General features: G+C 59.0%; 16 protein-coding genes. 3 read left to right on the top strand and 13 right to left on the bottom strand.

The genetic code is table 11. From position 1 onward, the window contains the following. Positions 1-2 precede the first annotated feature (2 nt). Together ACK3CV_RS03865 and pvcA are read right to left on the bottom strand one after the other, a co-directional pair. Positions 3-866 carry a TauD/TfdA dioxygenase family protein gene (locus ACK3CV_RS03865; protein ID WP_164039392.1) on the bottom strand — a complete coding sequence of 288 codons (864 nt, stop codon included), beginning with the start codon at positions 864-866 and terminating at the stop codon, positions 3-5. 96 nt (positions 867-962) lie between these two features. Beyond that, positions 963-1,928: an L-tyrosine isonitrile synthase gene (gene pvcA, locus ACK3CV_RS03860; RefSeq protein ID WP_164039388.1), complete on the bottom strand. Its 966-nt coding sequence runs from the start codon at positions 1,926-1,928 to the stop codon at positions 963-965. A gap of 190 nt (positions 1,929-2,118) precedes the next feature. On the opposite strand from pvcA, the gene ACK3CV_RS03855 reads away from it, so the two are divergent. Then, positions 2,119-3,045, top strand: a complete 927-nt coding sequence (locus tag ACK3CV_RS03855) for a LysR family transcriptional regulator (protein ID WP_033637060.1) — start codon at positions 2,119-2,121, stop codon at positions 3,043-3,045. 274 nt (positions 3,046-3,319) lie between these two features. On the opposite strand, the gene ispH is transcribed toward ACK3CV_RS03855, so the two are convergent. From ispH to ribF, 5 genes are read right to left on the bottom strand one after another with little or no spacing between them, the layout of a single operon-like run. After that, the gene (gene ispH / locus ACK3CV_RS03850) at positions 3,320-4,273 is read right to left on the bottom strand and encodes a 4-hydroxy-3-methylbut-2-enyl diphosphate reductase (protein ID WP_033637058.1); all 954 of its coding nucleotides are present in this window, start codon (positions 4,271-4,273) and stop codon (positions 3,320-3,322) included. Continuing rightward, on the bottom strand, positions 4,254-4,724 hold the full coding sequence (gene fkpB / locus ACK3CV_RS03845; RefSeq protein ID WP_033637057.1) for an FKBP-type peptidyl-prolyl cis-trans isomerase: 471 nt from the start codon (positions 4,722-4,724) through the stop codon (positions 4,254-4,256). Before fkpB ends, ispH begins: the two co-directional genes overlap by 20 nt. A gap of 1 nt (position 4,725) precedes the next feature. Further along, positions 4,726-5,235, bottom strand: coding sequence for a signal peptidase II (gene lspA / locus ACK3CV_RS03840; protein WP_041033196.1), 510 nt, complete (start codon positions 5,233-5,235; stop codon positions 4,726-4,728). A gap of 13 nt (positions 5,236-5,248) precedes the next feature. Beyond that, entirely contained in the window at positions 5,249-8,065 is a 2,817-nt protein-coding gene (ileS, locus tag ACK3CV_RS03835; protein ID WP_164039383.1) for an isoleucine--tRNA ligase, read from the bottom strand. A 32-nt stretch (positions 8,066-8,097) separates the two neighbouring features. Then, the gene (gene ribF, locus ACK3CV_RS03830; RefSeq protein ID WP_033649147.1) at positions 8,098-9,036 is read right to left on the bottom strand and encodes a bifunctional riboflavin kinase/FAD synthetase; all 939 of its coding nucleotides are present in this window, start codon (positions 9,034-9,036) and stop codon (positions 8,098-8,100) included. Positions 9,037-9,426: 390 nt separating this feature from the next. On the opposite strand from ribF, the gene rpsT reads away from it, so the two are divergent. Continuing rightward, positions 9,427-9,690 carry a 30S ribosomal protein S20 gene (gene rpsT / locus ACK3CV_RS03825; RefSeq protein ID WP_033637053.1) on the top strand — a complete coding sequence of 88 codons (264 nt, stop codon included), beginning with the start codon at positions 9,427-9,429 and terminating at the stop codon, positions 9,688-9,690. A gap of 71 nt (positions 9,691-9,761) precedes the next feature. On the opposite strand, the gene nhaR is transcribed toward rpsT, so the two are convergent. The 4 genes from nhaR to dnaK form a co-directional block, all read right to left on the bottom strand. Next, positions 9,762-10,661, bottom strand: a complete 900-nt coding sequence (gene nhaR / locus ACK3CV_RS03820; protein ID WP_004932962.1) for a transcriptional activator NhaR — start codon at positions 10,659-10,661, stop codon at positions 9,762-9,764. Between the two features lie 192 nt (positions 10,662-10,853). After that, positions 10,854-12,020: a Na+/H+ antiporter NhaA gene (gene nhaA, locus ACK3CV_RS03815; protein WP_033649145.1), complete on the bottom strand. Its 1,167-nt coding sequence runs from the start codon at positions 12,018-12,020 to the stop codon at positions 10,854-10,856. A gap of 236 nt (positions 12,021-12,256) precedes the next feature. Continuing rightward, the gene (gene dnaJ / locus ACK3CV_RS03810; protein WP_033637051.1) at positions 12,257-13,381 is read right to left on the bottom strand and encodes a molecular chaperone DnaJ; all 1,125 of its coding nucleotides are present in this window, start codon (positions 13,379-13,381) and stop codon (positions 12,257-12,259) included. Between the two features lie 106 nt (positions 13,382-13,487). Then, entirely contained in the window at positions 13,488-15,401 is a 1,914-nt protein-coding gene (gene dnaK, locus ACK3CV_RS03805; protein ID WP_004932972.1) for a molecular chaperone DnaK, read from the bottom strand. Between the two features lie 324 nt (positions 15,402-15,725). Between dnaK and satP the strand changes: the two genes are divergently transcribed. Then, a complete protein-coding gene (gene satP / locus ACK3CV_RS03800) occupies positions 15,726-16,325 on the top strand; it encodes an acetate uptake transporter (protein WP_033638663.1) in 600 nt (199 codons plus the stop codon). A gap of 44 nt (positions 16,326-16,369) precedes the next feature. Here satP and ACK3CV_RS03795 read toward each other — a convergent pair whose 3' ends face one another. Further along, positions 16,370-17,677: an MFS transporter gene (locus ACK3CV_RS03795; protein WP_033637050.1), complete on the bottom strand. Its 1,308-nt coding sequence runs from the start codon at positions 17,675-17,677 to the stop codon at positions 16,370-16,372. A 124-nt stretch (positions 17,678-17,801) separates the two neighbouring features. Further along, on the bottom strand, positions 17,802-18,389 hold the full coding sequence (gene mog / locus ACK3CV_RS03790) for a molybdopterin adenylyltransferase (protein ID WP_004932980.1): 588 nt from the start codon (positions 18,387-18,389) through the stop codon (positions 17,802-17,804). Positions 18,390-18,422: the final 33 nt, after the last annotated feature.

Genomic DNA, 18,422 nt, shown 5'->3' with positions numbered 1-18,422 from the left:
CTTTACGCTTCTGCGTTGGCCGGCTTCAGCGCCAGATTGGCGCACACCGGGTTGCTCTGAATATGCACGCGCTGCAAATGACGCGCGGAACGGGCAGTAAAACCTTCACGGCCGTGCAACAGCGAGAAGTTGTCCGCCACCACCACGTCGCCCTGTTGCCATTGGTGGGCATAATAGTGACGCGGATCGTACAGATGCTGCTGCAGAGTGTGGTGGAACTGTTCCTGCTGCTGTTCCGGCACGCCGTGATATTCCAGCGCATGCTGGTTGAGGAATTTTTTCCCTTCCGTCGGCGGTTCATTGTAGCGCATGATCAAGCCCCTGCCGTTCGGGTGCTGCACCACCAGCGGCGAACAGACTTCGCCGCCGTAATGCACCACCTGCTTGATGCGGTAGGTGATCGAGACCGACAGCCACTGATCCAGCAGCGCTTCTTCCGCATTGGCCAACAGCCGCGTGGTGTCGACGAAGGTGGTGCATCCGCCTTCGTCCGGCGACGGCGCCGCCACGCAGTGGAACAGCTGGAACTCGGGGATGGTCGGCTTATACATGCCATCCCAATGCAGCGGGACGTAGCTGCTGTCGAAAATATGATCCTTGGCGTCCGGATGTTCCTTCACGTCCAGCACCGCGCCGAACGGCCACATCATGATCTCGCCCCACTGCTCGGCATAGCGAGTCAGAACTTCCGCCTCGCTGAAACCCGAGTCGAATCCGCGCAGCACCAGCAAGTGGTGTTCCTGCGCCAGCGCCCGCAGCGCCGCCACCGGCAGCTCGCCGATCTTTTGCCCCGGATGCTGCGGCGTCAGGATCGCGCCGAACGGGGTATTCGGTTGAATATGGCAATTAAGCGGTTGGTTGTTCATCGGTGATTCTCCTTGCATCGAATGTGCTGCTCACACGGCAACGTGCCGTCAAAAACGCGCCCGCCAGGATTTCGGGCGCAAAAGCCCGCCACGGCCTCAGGCCATCTGCGGTTGTTCGATCAGGTAATGGCTCGGCGTGCCGCGGATCTCCACCAGTTCGCCGTCCAGGCTCTGCGCGTCTTTACGCTTCATCAGCACGAACTGGCCGTTCACGTTGGCCGCCACGCCGTGCCACGGCGTCAGCCAGTCGTCTTTGGTCGGCATCATGTGGATGCCCATTTTCAGGCTGTCGGCCGGCTGCGGGTGAATCGACAGGCGGATCGCCGCCGGGAAATGCTGCGCCAGCAGGTTGCCCCAGGCCCAGCTGCGCTGGATCACGCCGCAGGCGCGTTGTTTGGCGTCTTTCTGCAGCGCGGCGTTGGAACCGCTGTAGCCCGGCAGCTGGCTGTCTTCATACAGGAAGCGCGTGATGGCGCGGTACAGCAAGAGGCCCTGTTCGTCCTGCATCAGCTGTTGCTTGATCGCCTCTTCCGATTCGGCATAGCCCTCCACCAACAGCCGGCGCAGCAGATCGTAATCATCGGTATGTTCCGCCAGGCCTTTGACGTCGCCGAGGTTGAACACGCTCAGGTGCGTCGCGCCCACTTCATGCAGCAGGCTTTCAATCTCACGCTGATAGTGGTTGATCGCTTCATCGCTGACGCGGATCAGATCGCCGAACACGTGGCCGTCGGAGCAGATAACGATATGCGCCCCCGGCGGGTAATAGAGTTGAATGCGCTGGCACAGCGAGTTGAGGAAGATCAGCGACAGCCGCTCCGCCATGTCCGGCACCGCGCCGATCACCTTGTTGGTGTTGGGCGACTTGGTGGGAAAGGCCGGCAGCACGAATTCGATACGTTGCTCGTTTTCAATGAATGCCCGAATGCGCGGCAATTGCACCTGAGTGACCCGCCGTTCTTCTTCGGCAATCGAGGTATCGTCGCCGGGGAAGCGGCGGCGGTATTGCAATAATTCACGTAGGATTTTTAACGATATTTCTTCTTTCTGAACGCTGTCCACAATGAGCTCCTGTTGCGATGTGGCGCGGGTGCATTATTGATAAGCGCAATAAGATTTATCAAAAAGAGAAAAAACTCTGCGAAATAATAATCAGCCCGGCGTTTATGTGCTTCAGGCAATATAGAAGAGATAGTGCTATATTATTAGCCCGTATAATTCACAATCTTGGTTAAGTTGTGCTTAACAAACTATGAGCAATATTTTAAAACGCATGGCCATTTTCTCAAAAGTGGTCGATTGCGGCGCATTCAGCATGGCGGCAAAAGAATTGGGCATGACGACTTCCGCCGTCAGCCAGCATATTCGCCAGTTGGAGGAACATCTGGGCATTCAATTACTGCTGCGATCGACGCGTTCATTGAGTCTGACCGAAGCCGGATTGTGCTTTTATGAAGATTGCCTGCTGATGATCCACGCCGCCGAACGTGGCCAACAACGGATCGCCGCGCTGCGCGGCGAACTGGTCGGTGAGCTGCGCGTCGCCACCTCCACCGAATTCGCCACTCACTATCTGGTGCCGGCGCTGCAAAGTTTTCTCGACGAACATCCCCGTCTCACGCTGCGGCTGGAAATTCACGATGAGAAGATAGATCTCATCACGCAGCGCATCGATCTGGCGATACGCGGCGGCGTGCTGGCCGACTCCAGCTACGTTTCCACGCGGCTGGCGGGCTGCCGCGAAGTGCTGTGCGCTTCGCCGGCTTACCTGGCGCATCACGGCGTGCCGGATTCGCCGCAGGCGCTGACGCACCACCAATGGGTCACCTTTACGCCGCTCGGCAACCCGCAGTTTGTCCGTCTGATCCATCGCAACGGCGGTGAACACCGCATGCGTATGACCGGGCGCTTGTTCACCAACAGCGGTATGGCGATGAAGGAGTTGGCGCTGACCGGCAAGGGTATCATTCGCAATTTCTTCGCCAACGTTGAACGTGAATTGCGCAGCGGCGAGCTGATTGAAATATTGCCCGATTGGCGGTTACCGGAAATTAATTGCTATGCCATTATGCCGCGCAGGGAGATCCAGCCATTAAAAGTCAGACGATTGCTTGAACATATGAAACTCTATTTGCAGGAGAAGGGATTAAGCGCCGTAGAACATATTCGGCAGAAATAAAATAAGAAACATCTGCAACATCTATTATTGTAATTATTGTAATCACCTTGCCAACACCAGGCCCCATTTAGATTGCAGCCTAATGATATTTTTATTAATGACTTTTCGCCAGCCTATATAATTAATCACATCGACGTTATTTCAAATACTCAGAATAAATTTGACTTTAGTTAGCAGAAAATTTGAATATGCATGGAATATTATTTTTTTACGCGGCGCGCTTTCCAAAAAAAACGGGAAGCCTAAGCTCCCCGTTGTCATCCGCCGGCGCATGTCAGTCGATCTGACGAACGTCCACGCGCAGCTCTTTAGGCACTTCAAACACGATGTTCTCTTCACGCCCGCTGATTTCATGCACGTCCAGGCCACCCAGCGCTTTCAGGCGAGAGATCACCTCCTGCACCAGCACGTCCGGTGCCGAGGCGCCGGCGGTAACGCCGATATTGCGCGCTTCGCTCAGCCAGCTTTCCTGAATATCCGCCGCCGAGTCGATCAGATAAGCCGGTTTGCCGACGCGCTGCGCCAGTTCCGCCAGACGGTTGGAGTTGGAGGAGTTCTTCGACCCCACCACCAGCACCACGTCCGCATCGCCGGCCAGGTTGCGCACCGCTTCCTGACGGTTGGTGGTGGCGTAGCAGATATCATCCTTACGTGGCCCGATAATTTTCGGGAAACGCTGACGCAAGGCGTCGATCACGTCCGAGGTATCATCCACCGACAGCGTGGTCTGCGTCATGAAGCACAGGTTGTTTTCGTCTTTCACCTGCAGCTTCCACACGTCTTCCGGCGATTCGACCAGGTACATGCCACCCTGCGGGTTGCTGTACTGGCCCATGGTGCCTTCCACCTCCGGATGCCCGGCGTGGCCGATCAGGATCGCTTCGGTGCCGCGGCGGCTGGCGCGCGCTACTTCCATATGCACCTTGGTCACCAGCGGGCAAGTGGCGTCGAACAGCATGGTCAGATCGCGCGCCTTGGCTTCGGCACGCACCGCCTGAGAAACGCCGTGCGCCGAGAAGATCAGGATAGAGCCGTCCGGCACTTCGGCGATCTCTTCGATAAACACCGCGCCGCGCTCACGCAGGCTGTCGACCACGTAGCGGTTGTGCACCACTTCATGCCGCACGTAGATCGGCGCGCCATACAGCTCCAGCGCGCGTTCCACGATGCTGATCGCACGATCAACCCCGGCGCAGAAGCCGCGCGGGTTAGCCAGCAATATTTGCATGCATCTCCTCCTGCTGCGGATCGATCTCCAGCACTTCGATATCGAAGGTCACCGGATGGCCCGCCAGCGGATGGTTGAAATCGACGGTGATTGAATCCTCCGCCACCGCGCGCACCACGCCCGGCATTTCACTGCCGTCGATGGCGGTAAACAGCATGATGGTGCCCACGTCCGGCACGCCGGTTTCCGCGAAGTCGCGGCGCGAGAAGAACTGGACCAGATCCGGGTTCTCCGCGCCGAACGCCGCTTCCGGCTGCAGGGTAAAGGCGCATTTGTCGCCCGCGCGCAGGCCGAGCAGCTGCGCTTCCAGCGGCGCCGACAGGCTGCCGTCACCCAGGCGGAACAGCGCCGGCTTGCCGCTGCTGCGGGTGGATTCGGCGGTCGAACCATCTTCCAGTTTCAGCGTAAAGTGAACCAGCACCGCGCTGTCACTGATAACCTGAGCCGTCATATTACTCACCTTTACTCTTTGCGCTTTTGTTCGCCGGCGACAGGAAACCTTCCAGCACGATCATCGCCGCGCCCACGCAGATAAAGCTGTCCGCCAGATTGAAGGTCGGGTAGTGCCAGTCGCCGACGTAGAAGTCGATGAAATCGACCACGAAACCGTGCCACAGGCGGTCGAACAGATTGCCCAGCGCCCCGCCGATGATAAAGGCGTAGGCGATGTTGTTCAGCTTCTGCTGCGCCGCACTGCGGTACATCATCACCAGCAGCACCGCAACGATGGCGATGGCGATGCCGGCGAAGAACCAGCGCTGCCAGCCGCCGTGATCGGCGAGGAAGCTGAACGCGGCGCCGTAGTTGCGCGCGTAAAACAGGTTGAACGACGGGATCAACGGCTGGGACTGGCCCAGAGTAAAGTTAGCGAGGATCCACTGCTTGCTGCCGAAATCCAGCGCCAGCACCGCCACCACAACCCACAGCCAACGCAGGCCGGTCGAACAAATTGATTTACTCATCAGGCGCGAGTTCTCAGGCAAAGTTACGCTTCTCGCCGTCACCGGCGACGTTGCTTACACAGCGGCCGCAGATGTCTGCATGCTCCGCCACCAGGCCGATATCGGTGGTGTAATGCCAGCAGCGCGGGCACTTCTCACCCGGTGCCGTGCTGAAGGCGATCTTCAGCCCTTTCAGCAGCTCGGAAGCCTGCGCGTCGGCCGGCGCCTCCGCCAATGGCGCCACGCTCGCCGCAGAGGTCAGCAGCACGAAGCGCAGCTCATCCTGCAGGCTGTTCAGGCGCGCCGCCAGCTCGCTGTCGGCATACAGCGTTACCGCCGCTTCCAGCGAACCGCCGAGGCGTTTGTCGGCACGCGCCTGCTCCAGCACCTTGTTCACTTCGCCGCGCACTTTCAGCAGCTCGGCCCAGAAAGCGTCGTTCATCGGCTCGCCTTCCGCCAGCCCGAACAGGCCGTCGTACCACTCTTCGGTGAACACGTACTGCGCGCGCTTGCCCGGCATGAAGCCCCAGATCTCGTCCGCAGTGAACGACATGATCGGCGCCATCCAGCGCACCAGCGCTTCCACGATGTGATACAGCGCGGTCTGGCAGCTGCGGCGGGCGACGCTGTCGCTCTTCGCGGTGTACTGACGATCCTTGATGATATCCAGGTAGAAGGAGCCCATCTCGACCGAGCAGAACTGCATCAGACGCTGCACCACTTCATGGAAATCGTAGTTGGCGTAAGCCTGCTCGATATCCTGCTGCGCCGCCAGCGCACGGCCGACCGCCCAGCGATCCAGCACCACCATGTCTTCCGGCGCCACGCAATCGGTGCTCGGCTCGAACCCGTTCAGGTTGGCCAGCAAGAAGCGCGCGGTGTTGCGGATGCGGCGATAAGAGTCGGCGGAACGCTTGAGGATCTCGTCGGACACCGCAATCTCGCCGGTGTAATCGGTCGACGCCACCCACAGACGCAGAATGTCGCCGCCCAGCTTGTTCATCACGTCCTGCGGGCTGACGGTGTTGCCGATCGACTTGGACATCTTGCGGCCCTGGCCGTCAACGGTGAAGCCGTGGGTCAGCACTTCTTTATAAGGCGCCTTGCCTTTCATCGCGGTGGAGATCATCAGCGATGACATGAACCAGCCGCGGTGTTGGTCGGAGCCTTCCAGATACATGTCGGCGCTGTGGCCGTGGAACTCAGGACGCACGTCGACCACCGAAGCGTGGGTGGAACCGGAGTCGAACCACACGTCCAGCGTATCCGGCACTTTCACGTAGTCGGCGGCGTCCGCGCCGAGGATGTCGGCGGCGTCCAGATCCCACCAGGCCTGAATGCCGTCTTGCTCGACGCGCTTGGCCACTTCTTCCATCAGCTCAACGCTGCGCGGGTGCAGCTGCTCGGTTTCTTTATGCACGAACAGCGACATCGGCACGCCCCAGGTGCGCTGACGCGAGATGCACCAGTCCGGGCGGTTGGCCACCATCATTTCGATGCGCGCCTGGCCCCAATCCGGGATCCACTGCACGCCTTTGATCTCTTCCAGCGACTGCTGGCGCAGGCCTTTCTGATCCATGCTGATGAACCATTGCGGCGTGGCGCGGAAGATGATTGGCGTCTTGTGGCGCCAGCAGCACGGATAGCTGTGCAGGAACTTCTCGACGTGCAGCAGCGCGCCTTTCTCGCGCAGCAGATCGACGATCAGATCGTTGGCCTTGAAGACGAACTTGCCGTCCAGCAGCGGGTAGGTGCCGGTCAGGTAGCAGCCGTTCGGCCCTACCGGGTTGGCCACTTCCAGGCCGTATTTCTGGCCGATCACGAAGTCGTCCGGGCCGTGACCCGGCGCTGTGTGCACCGCACCGGTACCGGCGTCCAGGGTCACATGCTCGCCGAGGATTGCCGGCACGTCGAAGTCCATGAACGGGTGTTTGAAGCGCAGCAGCTCCAGATCGGCGCCTTTGCAGCTGCCCAGCACCGTCCATTCGGTGATGCCGGCGCGTTTCATCACGCTTTCCACCAGCTCGGCCGCCAGGATCAGGCACTGGCCGTCAACCTGCACCAGCTGATAGGTGAAGTCCGGGTGCAGCGAGATCGCGCGGTTGGCCGGCAGTGTCCACGGGGTGGTGGTCCAGATAACCAGGGAGATGGCGCCGCTGAAGTTGCTCACGCCGAACTTGGCCGCCACGGCAGCCGCGTCGGCCGCATGGAAAGTCACGTCGATCGACGGCGAAGTCTTGTCGTAATACTCCACTTCCGCTTCCGCCAGCGACGATCCGCAGTCGGTGCACCAGTGAACCGGCTTGGCGCCTTTCAGCAGGTGGCCGTTGCTGATGATCTTGCCCAGCGCGCGGATGATGTTGGCTTCGGTTTTGAAGTCCATGGTCAGGTACGGACGATCCCAGTCGCCCAGCACGCCCAGGCGGATGAAGTCCTTTTTCTGGCCTTCAACCTGTTCGGCCGCGTACTCGCGGCACTTCTGGCGGAACTCGGCCGCCGTCAGCTTCTCGCCCGGCTTGCCGTACAGCTGTTCAACCTTCAGTTCGATCGGCAGGCCGTGGCAGTCCCAACCCGGCACATAAGGCGAGTCGAAGCCGGCCATCCCTTTCGACTTGATGATAATGTCTTTGAGAATCTTGTTAACCGAGTGACCAATGTGAATGCTGCCGTTCGCATACGGAGGGCCGTCATGCAAAATGAAGGTTTTTTTGCCCTTTTTGGCAGTACGAATAATCCCGTACAGATCCTGTTCATACCAACGTTGCAGCATGCCAGGTTCGCGCTTGGCGAGATCGCCGCGCATCGGGAACCCTGTTTCCGGCAAGTTCAGGGTATTCTTGTAGTCACTCATTAGATTCTCGGTTCCGTTTTCGGCTATAGAGATTAAACCGGTGTCTGTAGCCCGAAGAACTTCCGGGCCGTCACCACATCATTGGCGATTTGCTGCTTCAGGGCATCGAGCGAAGCAAACCGCTGTTCATTGCGCAATTTTGCGCGGAGCACCACCTCAATATGGCGCCCGTAAAGATCCATTGTGACATCCAGCAGATGCACTTCCAGCTGCTGGCGCACGCCGGCGACGGTCGGGCGCGTACCGATATTGGCCACGCCCGGCAGCGGCTGCGGCCCCAGGCCGTACACTTCCACCGCATACACCCCTTTCACCGGCGCCACCAGGCGCTTGAGCGGCAGGTTGGCGGTCGGGAAGCCGATGGTGCGGCCCAGCTCGTCGCCATGCACCACGCGCCCGGAGATGCTGTACGGGTGGCCCAGCAGGGTCTCCGCCAGCGGCAGATCGTCCTCGCTCAGCGCGGTGCGGATCGCGGTGCTGCTGATGCGCCGATCGCCTTCGCGGAAGGTCGGGGTGCTGACCACCTCGAAGCCGTACTCTTTTCCGGCCTGCTGCAATAGCGGAAAATCGCCCTGGCGCCCGGCGCCAAAGCGAAAATCATCCCCCACCATCAGGAATTTGACGCCCAGTTTTTCCACCAGCAGCTCGGCGACGAACGCCTGCGCGGTGTTGGCGGCAAAACGCGGATCGAACTTGACGCACAGCAGGTAATCGACGCCCGCCTGCGCCAGGTAGTTGGCCTTGTCGCGCAGGCGCGTCAAGCGGGCCGGCGCCTTGTCTGCGGCGAACATCTCCAGCGGCTGCGGCTCAAAGATCATGACCATCACCGGCAGCCCGAGGCGTTGCCCTTGTTGCTTCAACTGCTCCAGCAACGCCTGATGACCGCGATGCACGCCGTCAAAGTTGCCGATGGTGAGCACGCAACCATGGTGGCGCGCCCGGATATTGTGAATGCCGCGAATTAGCTCCATAGCTGGCTCAAAACAGTGGAAATCGGCGGATTATACCTTGTACAGCCGGTAAGGTTAACCCGCGATTGGTGCCTTTATGTAATAGACACACCATACCGGAGATAATCTGCGCGTGAAACGGCTTCACCGCAGTTTATCCGGCGCCGCCGGGCCGATTCTCGACCGCAGCCAACGGCTTGCGCCCGCCGCGGCAAAACATTGGCGAATTTTCTCGCGAAACACTGTATTCCCAAGAGCGAAGCTGGTAAAATCCTGCGCCATCACAACGTAGCGAGTGCCGCCTGTACAAACGGCGCTTATTTGCACAAATCCATTGACAAACGAAGGCTAAAAGGGCATATTCCTCGGCCTTTGAATTGTCCTCAATAGAATATATTTGGGAGTTGGACCTTGGCTAATATCAAATCAGCTAAGAAACGCGCCGTACAGTCTGAGAAACGCCGCAAGCATAACGCAAGCCGTCGCTCAATGGTGCGTACCTTCATCAAGAAGGTAGACGCAGCTATCGCAGCTGGCGACAAAGAAGCAGCACAAACTGCATTCCTGGTAATGCAGCCACTGGTGGACCGTCAGGCAGCTAAAGGCCTGATCCACAAAAACAAAGCAGCGCGTCATAAGTCAAACCTGACTGCACGCATCAACGCAATGCAATAAGCATTTCGTTATCTGCTTGATAAAAAAACCGGCTCAGGCCGGTTTTTTTACGTCCTGCGTTCAGTGAACCGCTAGCAGGAAAACAGCGCAGAAAAATCTTTGTTGCACACGCGCTGCACCGCCGGATGCTGGATCATGCGCTCGGCGAAGATGATGTAATACTCCTCCTGCACGCTGTCGATGCGCCCAATCTCCACCACGTTGTCATCGTTGTAGGTATCCTGCGCATACAACGTCGGCGCCACGAAAATCGCATTGTGATACATGCCGAAGGCCTTCATCAGCGCCGCATCGTCGAACTCGCCCAGGATCTCCACCTGAATACCCTGCGTATTGAACCAGTTGAGCAGCTTGCGCCCCAGCATCGAGCGGCGGCCGGGGATCAGCAGTTTGCGCTGCTCCAGACAAGCCGGGAACGGCAGCTCCGGCGCCGGCTGGCGGCAGAAGAAGCTGATGCCGCACTCGCCCAGCTTCAGCGAGAACAGCCCTTCCTGCTGGCTGGAGTCCACCGGACAATCCGACAGGATCATATCCAGCTTGTGCTGGCTGAGCTGCTCCAGCAGCATCTCGTGCGTCGATTCAAAGCAGCGCAGGTGGATCTGTTCGTTGTCCACCACCACCGCCGTTTCCAATACCTGGCTGACCAGGCGCTTCGACAGCGCATCGGCCACGCCGACGTCGAACAGCAGATTCGACTCTTTGCGGTAGTTGACGATATCCAGCATTTCCTGGCTGAGCATAAACATCTTGTCGGCATAACGAAACACCAGTTGCCCCAGCTCTGAAGGCACCAACCCGCGCCCCTGACGTTTGAACAGCTTGCCGTCCAAGCGCTCTTCCAGCGCTTTGATCTGGCCGGTGATGGTCTGCGGCGTCAGAAACAACGCTTCGGCGGCACCGACCACGGAACCGGCCTTGCAGACCTGCCAGAAATAGTAAAGGTGATTAAAGTTGATATGCGACATCCTCACGAGCGGCTCTCCTTAACAACGTTTCGCAGCGGCAAACGGTGTGCCGTGACGAGCGACAAACTTCCTTTCCCTGCTTCAGACAACGTATAGCCCCATTAGTCCCAACGAACAACGGCCGAAGCTGCACATATTTTATACCGTACAGCTCCGACCAGCCATTTTATTATGTGCCCTTACCGGGCACATTCAGGATTAACGTACGCGCGGCAACGCCAGACGCAGCAATCCATACCCTACCACCGCCGCAGCGGTGGAGCCCAACAAGATCCCCAGGCGGGAATAGGTGCTGAGCGCCGCATCCGCATCGCCGAACGCCAGCGAGGCGATAAAAATCGACATGGTGAAACCAATGCCGCAGAGCACCGAAACGGCAAACACCTGTTTGAAGCCGATGCCTTCAGGCAAACGGGCGATGCCCATTTTCACCGCCAGCAGGCTGAAGAGGAAAATCCCCAGCGGCTTACCGATAAACAGGCCGGCCGCAATCCCAACCGGCAGCAGCGACGTCAATCCTTCCAGCGATACGCCCTGCAAAGAAACCCCGGCGTTGGCGAAAGCGAACAGCGGCAGGATCATAAACGCAACCCAGGGGTGCAGCTCATGTTCCAGCGTTTCCGACGGCGACGGCCCCTTCTTCACGTTCAGCGGGATCATAAAGCCGACGATCACCCCGGCCAGCGTCGCATGCACCCCGGACTTGAGGATCGCTACCCACAACACCAGGCCGACCATCATATACAGCGAGGTTTTACCCACGCCACGCCAGTTCATTACCGCCAATAGCACCGTCGCCGCCGCCGCCACGCCCAGCGCCACCATCGACACTTCGTGGGTGTAGAACAGCGCGATGATGATAATCACGCCCAGGTCATCGATGATCGCCAACGCCAGCAGGAACACTTTCAGGCTGGTCGGCACCCGGTTGCCCAGCAGCGCCATTACGCCCAGCGCGAAGGCGATATCAGTCGCGGCCGGGATCGCCCAGCCCTGGCGGGTGACTTCATCCGCGCCGTTGAACAACAGGTAAATCAGCGCCGGCGCCAGCATGCCCCCCAGCGCGGCGATCGCCGGAAACACCGCCTTGTCGCGCCCGGACAGCGAGCCTTGCATCAACTCGCGCTTGACCTCCAGCCCCACCACCAGGAAGAAGATGGCCATCAGGCCATCGTTGATCCACAGCAGCAGCGGCTTGGCGATCTCCAGCGAAGCAATCTTCACCATCACCGGCAGGTTAAGGAATGCCTGATAGATCCCCTGCGCCGGGGTGTTGGCCATGATCAGGGCGACGATTGCCGCCGCGATCAGAATGATGCCGCCCGCAGCTTCCTGACGTAAAAATTGACGAATGATATTGGTCACAGTACGTCTCTCCAAATCTGTGCAGGGCGTAGCGCCCTGCAAACCACAGTCATGAAGTGAGTATAGAGGGCGTTTTAGTTCGAAAAAATAAGTTTATAAATGCTAAATAGCTCGATAAAACCGATCAAAAGCACGAATAAGTCACATTATTTATAGGGAATTAGGGGCATGGCGTGCAAATAAAAACCCCGGGACAAACGCCCGGGGTTAGAACATAAACCAACAGAAACAGCAGGTTAGCGAGTCAGGTCGTCAAAGAACTTTTTCACCCCGTCGAAGAAGCTCTTCGAACGCGGGCTGTTCTTGTCGCCGGACGGGCCACCCAGGCTCTCTTCCAGCTCACGCAGCAGCTGCTTCTGCTTGTCGTTCAGATTGACCGGGGTTTCCACCACCACGCGGCACAGCAGGTCGCCCTGGCTGCCGCCACGCACCGATTTCACACCCTTGCCGCGCATGCGGAACAGCTTGCCGGTTTGGGTCTCCGAAGGCACCTTCAGTTTCACCCGGCCGTCCAGCGTCGGCACTTCAATCTCGCCGCCCAGCGCCGCCATGGCGAAGTTGATCGGCACTTCACAGTACAGGTTATTGCCTTCACGCTCGAAGATCGGGTGCGCCTTCACCTGCACCTGAACGTACAGATCGCCCGCCGGTGCGCCGTGCTCGCCGGCTTCGCCTTCACCCGCCAGGCGGATGCGGTCGCCGGTATCGACGCCGGCCGGAATTTTCACCGACAGCGTTTTGGATTTCTCTACCCGGCCGTGGCCGTGGCACTTGTTGCACGGATCTTTGATGATCTGACCGCGGCCATGGCAGTGCGGACACGCCTGCTGCACGGTGAAGAAGCCCTGGCGCATCTGCACCTGGCCCTGGCCGTGACAGGTTGGGCAGGTCACCGGCGAGCTGCCCGGCTTGGCGCCGCTGCCGTGGCAGACGTCGCACTCTTCCAGCGTCGGGATGCGGATCTCTTTGGTGACGCCACGTACCGCTTCCTCGAGGGTCAGCTCCATGTTATAGCGCAGATCGGAACCGCGGCTGGCGCGCTGACGGCGGCCTCCGCCGAAGATGTCGCCAAACACGTCGCCAAAGATATCGCTGAAGTCGGCACCGCCGCCAAAGCCGCCGCCGCCCATGCCGCCCTGTTCAAAGGCCGCGTGCCCATACTGGTCGTAGGCCGCGCGTTTCTGGTCGTCGGTCAGGACTTCGTAAGCTTCTTTAACTTCTTTAAACTTGATTTCGGCGTCTTGTTCTTGGTTGCGGTCAGGATGGTATTTCATCGCCAGGCGTTTGTACGCCTTTTTGATCTCACGTTCATCCGCCGTCTTGCTGACGCCGAGAATCTCGTAATAGTCTTTCTTCGCCATTCTTTTACTTACCCTTAACATGCGTGCACGGGCGCAGAGTTGCCTCGACGCCCGTGCTGGTTTCCGGGAACGGCACCTCGGCCGCCCCGTGCCCGCTTAAGGGCGATTATTTTTTGTCTTTAACTTCTTCGAACTCAGCGTCAACCACGTCGTCGTCTTTCTGCGCCGCGTTGTCCGCGCCGGCGTCAGCACCCTGCTGAGCCTGCTGCGCCTGAGCCATTTCCAGCAGTTTGCCGGAAACCTGCACCAGAGCCTGAGTCTTCGCTTCGATCTCGGCTTTATCTTCGCCTTTCACCGCCGCTTCCAGATCTTTCAGCGCCGCTTCGATCGCCGTTTTGTCTTCCGCCGGCAGTTTGTCGCCCGCTTCTTCCAGCTGCTTGCGCGTGCCGTGGATCAGGTGATCCGCCTGGTTACGCGTCTGCACCAGCTCTTCGAACTTGCGGTCGGCTTCAGCGTTCAGCTCGGCGTCGCGCACCATTTTCTGGATTTCGTCTTCGTTCAGGCCAGAAGATGCCTTAATGGTGATCTTCTGCTCACGGCCGGTGTTCTTGTCTTTGGCAGACACGTGCAGGATGCCGTCGGCATCGATATCGAAGGTCACTTCGATCTGCGCCATGCCGCGCGGTGCCGCCTGGATGCCGTCCAGGTTGAACTGGCCCAGAGATTTGTTATCGCTGGCGCGCTTACGCTCACCCTGCAGCACGTGGATGGTTACCGCAGACTGGTTGTCTTCAGCGGTAGAGAACACCTGGCTGTGCTTGGTCGGGATCGTGGTGTTTTTGGTGATCAGCGGCGTCATCACGCTGCCCATGGTTTCGATACCCAGCGACAGCGGGGTCACGTCCAGCAGCAGAACGTCCTTCACATCACCGGCCAACACGCCGCCCTGTACCGCCGCGCCCACGGCAACCGCTTCGTCCGGGTTCACGTCTTTACGCGGTTCTTTGCCGAAGAAGTCTGCGACTTTCTTCTGCACCATTGGCATACGGGTCTGGCCGCCCACCAGGATCACGTCCTGAATGTCGGAAACCGACAGGCCTGCGTCTTTCAGCGCCACTTTCAACGGCTCGATAGAGCGCGCAACCAGATCTTCAACCAGCGACTCGAGTTTGGCGCGAGTCACTTTGATGTTCATGTGTTTTGGACCGGTCGCGTCTGCAGTGATGTACGGCAGGTTAACGTCGGTCTGCTGAGCGGAAGACAGTTCGATCTTCGCTTTCTCAGCAGCTTCTTTCAGGCGCTGCATCGCCAGCGGATCGTTGCGCAGATCGATACCCTGATCTTTCTTGAACTCTTCCACCAGGTAGTTGATCAGACGGCTGTCGAAGTCTTCGCCACCCAGGTGGGTGTCACCGTTGGTCGCCAGCACTTCGAAGGTTTTTTCGCCGTCAACGTCGTCGATTTCGATGATGGAGATATCGAAAGTACCACCGCCCAGGTCATAAACCGCGATGGTGCGGTTGCCGACTTCTTTGTCCAGGCCGTAGGCCAGGGCCGCAGCGGTCGGTTCGTTGATGATGCGTTTTACTTCCAGACCCGCGATGCGGCCGGCGTCTTTGGTCGCCTGACGCTGGGCGTCGTTGAAGTAAGCCGGTACGGTGATAACCGCTTCAGTTACCGGTTCGCCCAGGTAATCTTCCGCCGTTTTCTTCATTTTTTTCAGCACTTCCGCAGAGATCTGCGGCGGAGCCATTTTCTGGCCTTTCACTTCCAGCCAGGCGTCGCCGTTGTCGGCTTCGACGATTTTGTACGGCATGATCGCTTTGTCGCGCTGCGCTTCTTCATCCTGGAAGCGGCGACCGATCAGGCGCTTGATGGCGAACAGGGTGTTTTCAGGGTTGGTCACTGCCTGACGCTTAGCCGGCTGGCCAACCAGAGTTTCACCGTCCTGGGTATATGCGATAATAGAAGGAGTGGTGCGGTCGCCCTCGGCGTTTTCCAGCACGCGTGCCTTGGCACCATCCATAATTGCTACGCAAGAGTTGGTAGTACCCAGGTCGATACCAATAATTTTGCCCATCTAAACGTCTCCACTAAAAAATTCATAATCAGTCAGGTTGCTAACCTATATGCGGGCGATTTTTTGCTTTTCAACTGCCCGATATCTCAGTGCGACCCGCGGTTAGCAGCTGCGGTTGCAAATAAGATGGGGCCATCCAATCCGGCATCAAGGGGCAAGGCGAAAAAAATTTCTTTTTTTATCGTCATTCAGATCATTGTTTCCGGCTGCGGGGATCATTATGATGCGCGCGCTCTGGTGGAAAACTTCGATTTTTTGGCCATTCAGACCATTTATTATTTTACTTCGCTGTTTCCGTTAATTTTCTGTTATCGCAGAGGACTTATGCACACCAACAAGTTGGCGAATCCCGGCCCTCTCGGCCTGATGGGCTTCGGGATGACCACCGTCTTGCTGAACCTGCACAACGCGGGCTTTTTCCCACTGAACTCCGCCATCATCAGCATGGGGATTTTCTTCGGTGGCCTGGCCCAGATCCTGGCCGGTCTGCTGGAATACAAGAAGGGCAACACCTTCGGCATGACCGCCTTCACCGCCTACGGCAGCTTCTGGCTGAGCCTGGTCGGCCTGCTGCTGCTGCCGCGTCTGGGCCTGGCTGAGGCCACCGAGGCGCACGTGCTGGGCATCTACCTGGCGCTGTGGGGCATCTTCACCCTGTTCATGTTCTTCGGCACCCTGGGCGCCAACCGCGTACTGCAGTTCGTGTTCGCCAGCCTCACGCTGCTGTTCGCCCTGCTGGCCGTCGGCAACATCACCGGCAACCACGCGCTGCTGACCTTCGCCGGTTATGAAGGCATCATCTGCGGCGCCAGCGCCATTTACCTGGCGATGGCCGAAGTGCTCAACGAGCAATACGGCCGCACCGTGCTGCCGATTGGCGAACCGGCCCCGGCACGCGTCGCGACCTCACCGGTCACCGCATAATCGCCCTTCCCTGACGAAAAAGCCCTGCATTGCAGGGCTTTTTTTTAGCTGTAGGAATCGGCTTGCCGCTCCCCGGCTTCGCTGTTCAGGTCGCGATGCAGGTAGACACCGAGCAACAGCCCGATGAGCGACAGCGCCAGCACGTAGTAAGCGGGTGCTAACGGGGTTAATTTCATGATCAGCGTCACAAAAATAGGGGTTAAACCGCCAAAAATAGCGTACGAGACGTTATATGAGAACGAGATACCGGTAAACCGCACTTCCGCCGGGAAAGCCCGCACCATCACGTACGGCACGGCCCCCACCACGCCTACGCTGAACCCCACCAGGGCATAGCAGGCGAACAGCATTTCCGGGCGCACGCCCACCGTTTGATAGAACAGCCAGCTGCAGCCGGCCAGCAGCACGCTGCCGACCACCAGCGTTTTGCTGGCGCCGAAGCGATCGGCCGACAAACCAGCGACGATGCAGCCGGCGATCAGCATGATGGTGGCGATGCTGTTGGCCTGCAGCGTCAAGGCCGGCGCGATGCCGAACTGCTTTTGCAGATAGGTCGGGGTCATCAGGATCACCACCACGATGCCGGCGGAGAGCAGCCAGGTCAGCAGCATCGATACCGCCACCTCCCGTTTGTGGTTGAGCACCACCGACTTCAGCGGCAGCTCTTCGGCCAGCGCTTTACGCGCCTGCATCTCGATGAAGATCGGCGTTTCCTGCAGCCAGCGGCGCAGGTACATCGCCACCAGGCCGAACATACCGCCCAACAGGAAAGGAATGCGCCAGCCGCCGCCGGCAATGCTCTGCGGGCTGAGCGTGGTGTTGATCACCGTCGCCACCACCGAGCCCAGCAGGATGCCCACCGTCAGCCCAGCGGTCAGCGTGCCGCAGGCGAAGCCGATACGCCGACGCGGCACGTGTTCGGCGACGAAGACCCAGGCGCCCGGCACCTCACCGCCGATCGCCGCCCCCTGCAGCACGCGCATCAACAACAGCAGCAGCGGCGCAGCGATGCCGATGCTGGCGTAGGTCGGCAGCAGGCCCATCGCCAGCGTCGGCAACGCCATCAGCAGAATGCTCAGGGTAAACATCTTTTTGCGGCCGACCAGATCGCCAAAGTGCGCCATCACGATACCGCCCAGCGGACGGGCCAGATAGCCGGCGGCGAAGATGCCGAAGGTTTGCACCAGCCGCAGCCATTCCGGCATGTCCGCCGGGAAGAACAGATCGCCGACCACGGCGGCGAAGAACACGAAGATGATGAAGTCGTAAAACTCCAGCGCGCCGCCCAACGCGGCCAACGTCAGCGTTTTGTAGTCTTGCCGGTTCAGCCGGCGATTATTGTCGTGAGGCATAGGGCACCGTCGGTAAAGGCTGTAAAAATAAAAGCCGCAGGCTTTCTGTAAAAGAATCATTACTATAGCGGCAAATTATTTTCACACCAGACGGGCTGAAGCCGATCTCGCAGAACGCTGAAATTTAGAGGTTTATCTCGCGACGCGCGCTCTTTGGCCGAAATGCTGCTACCACCGCGGCGTGCGTTTCGACGTAAGGCCCGTCGAGCAGTTGAATGCAATAAGGCACGCTGGCGAAGATGCCGTGCACCACCGCATTGCCCTGCTCATCTTTTACCCCTTCCAGCGTTTCCTTGATCGACTTCGGCTGGCCGGGCAGGTTGATGATCAGCGCCTGCTTGCGGATCGCCCCCACCTGGCGAGAAAGAATTGCCGTTGGCACATAGTGTAGGCTGATCTGACGCATTTGCTCGCCGAAGCCAGGCATCACGCGATCGGCGATCGCCAGCGTGGCGTCGGGGGTGACGTCGCGTCGCGCCGGCCCGGTGCCGCCGGTGGTCAGCACCAGATGGCAACCCATTTCGTCCACCAGCTCGCACAGCGTCTGTTCAATTTGCGTCTGCTCATCGGGGATCAGCCGGGTTTCCAGCTTGAACGGCGTCGCCAGCGCGCCGCTCAGCCATTCCTCCAGCGCCGGAATGCCTTTATCCTGATAAACGCCGCCGGAAGCGCGGTCGGAAACGGAAACCAAACCAATACGTAAAATATCCATGCGTAACCTCTACAGCCTGATGGGGTCCGAACG

The organism is Serratia sp. TSO36 (assembly GCF_057808395.1).
This window is presented reverse-complemented; position numbering and strand designations above follow the sequence as displayed.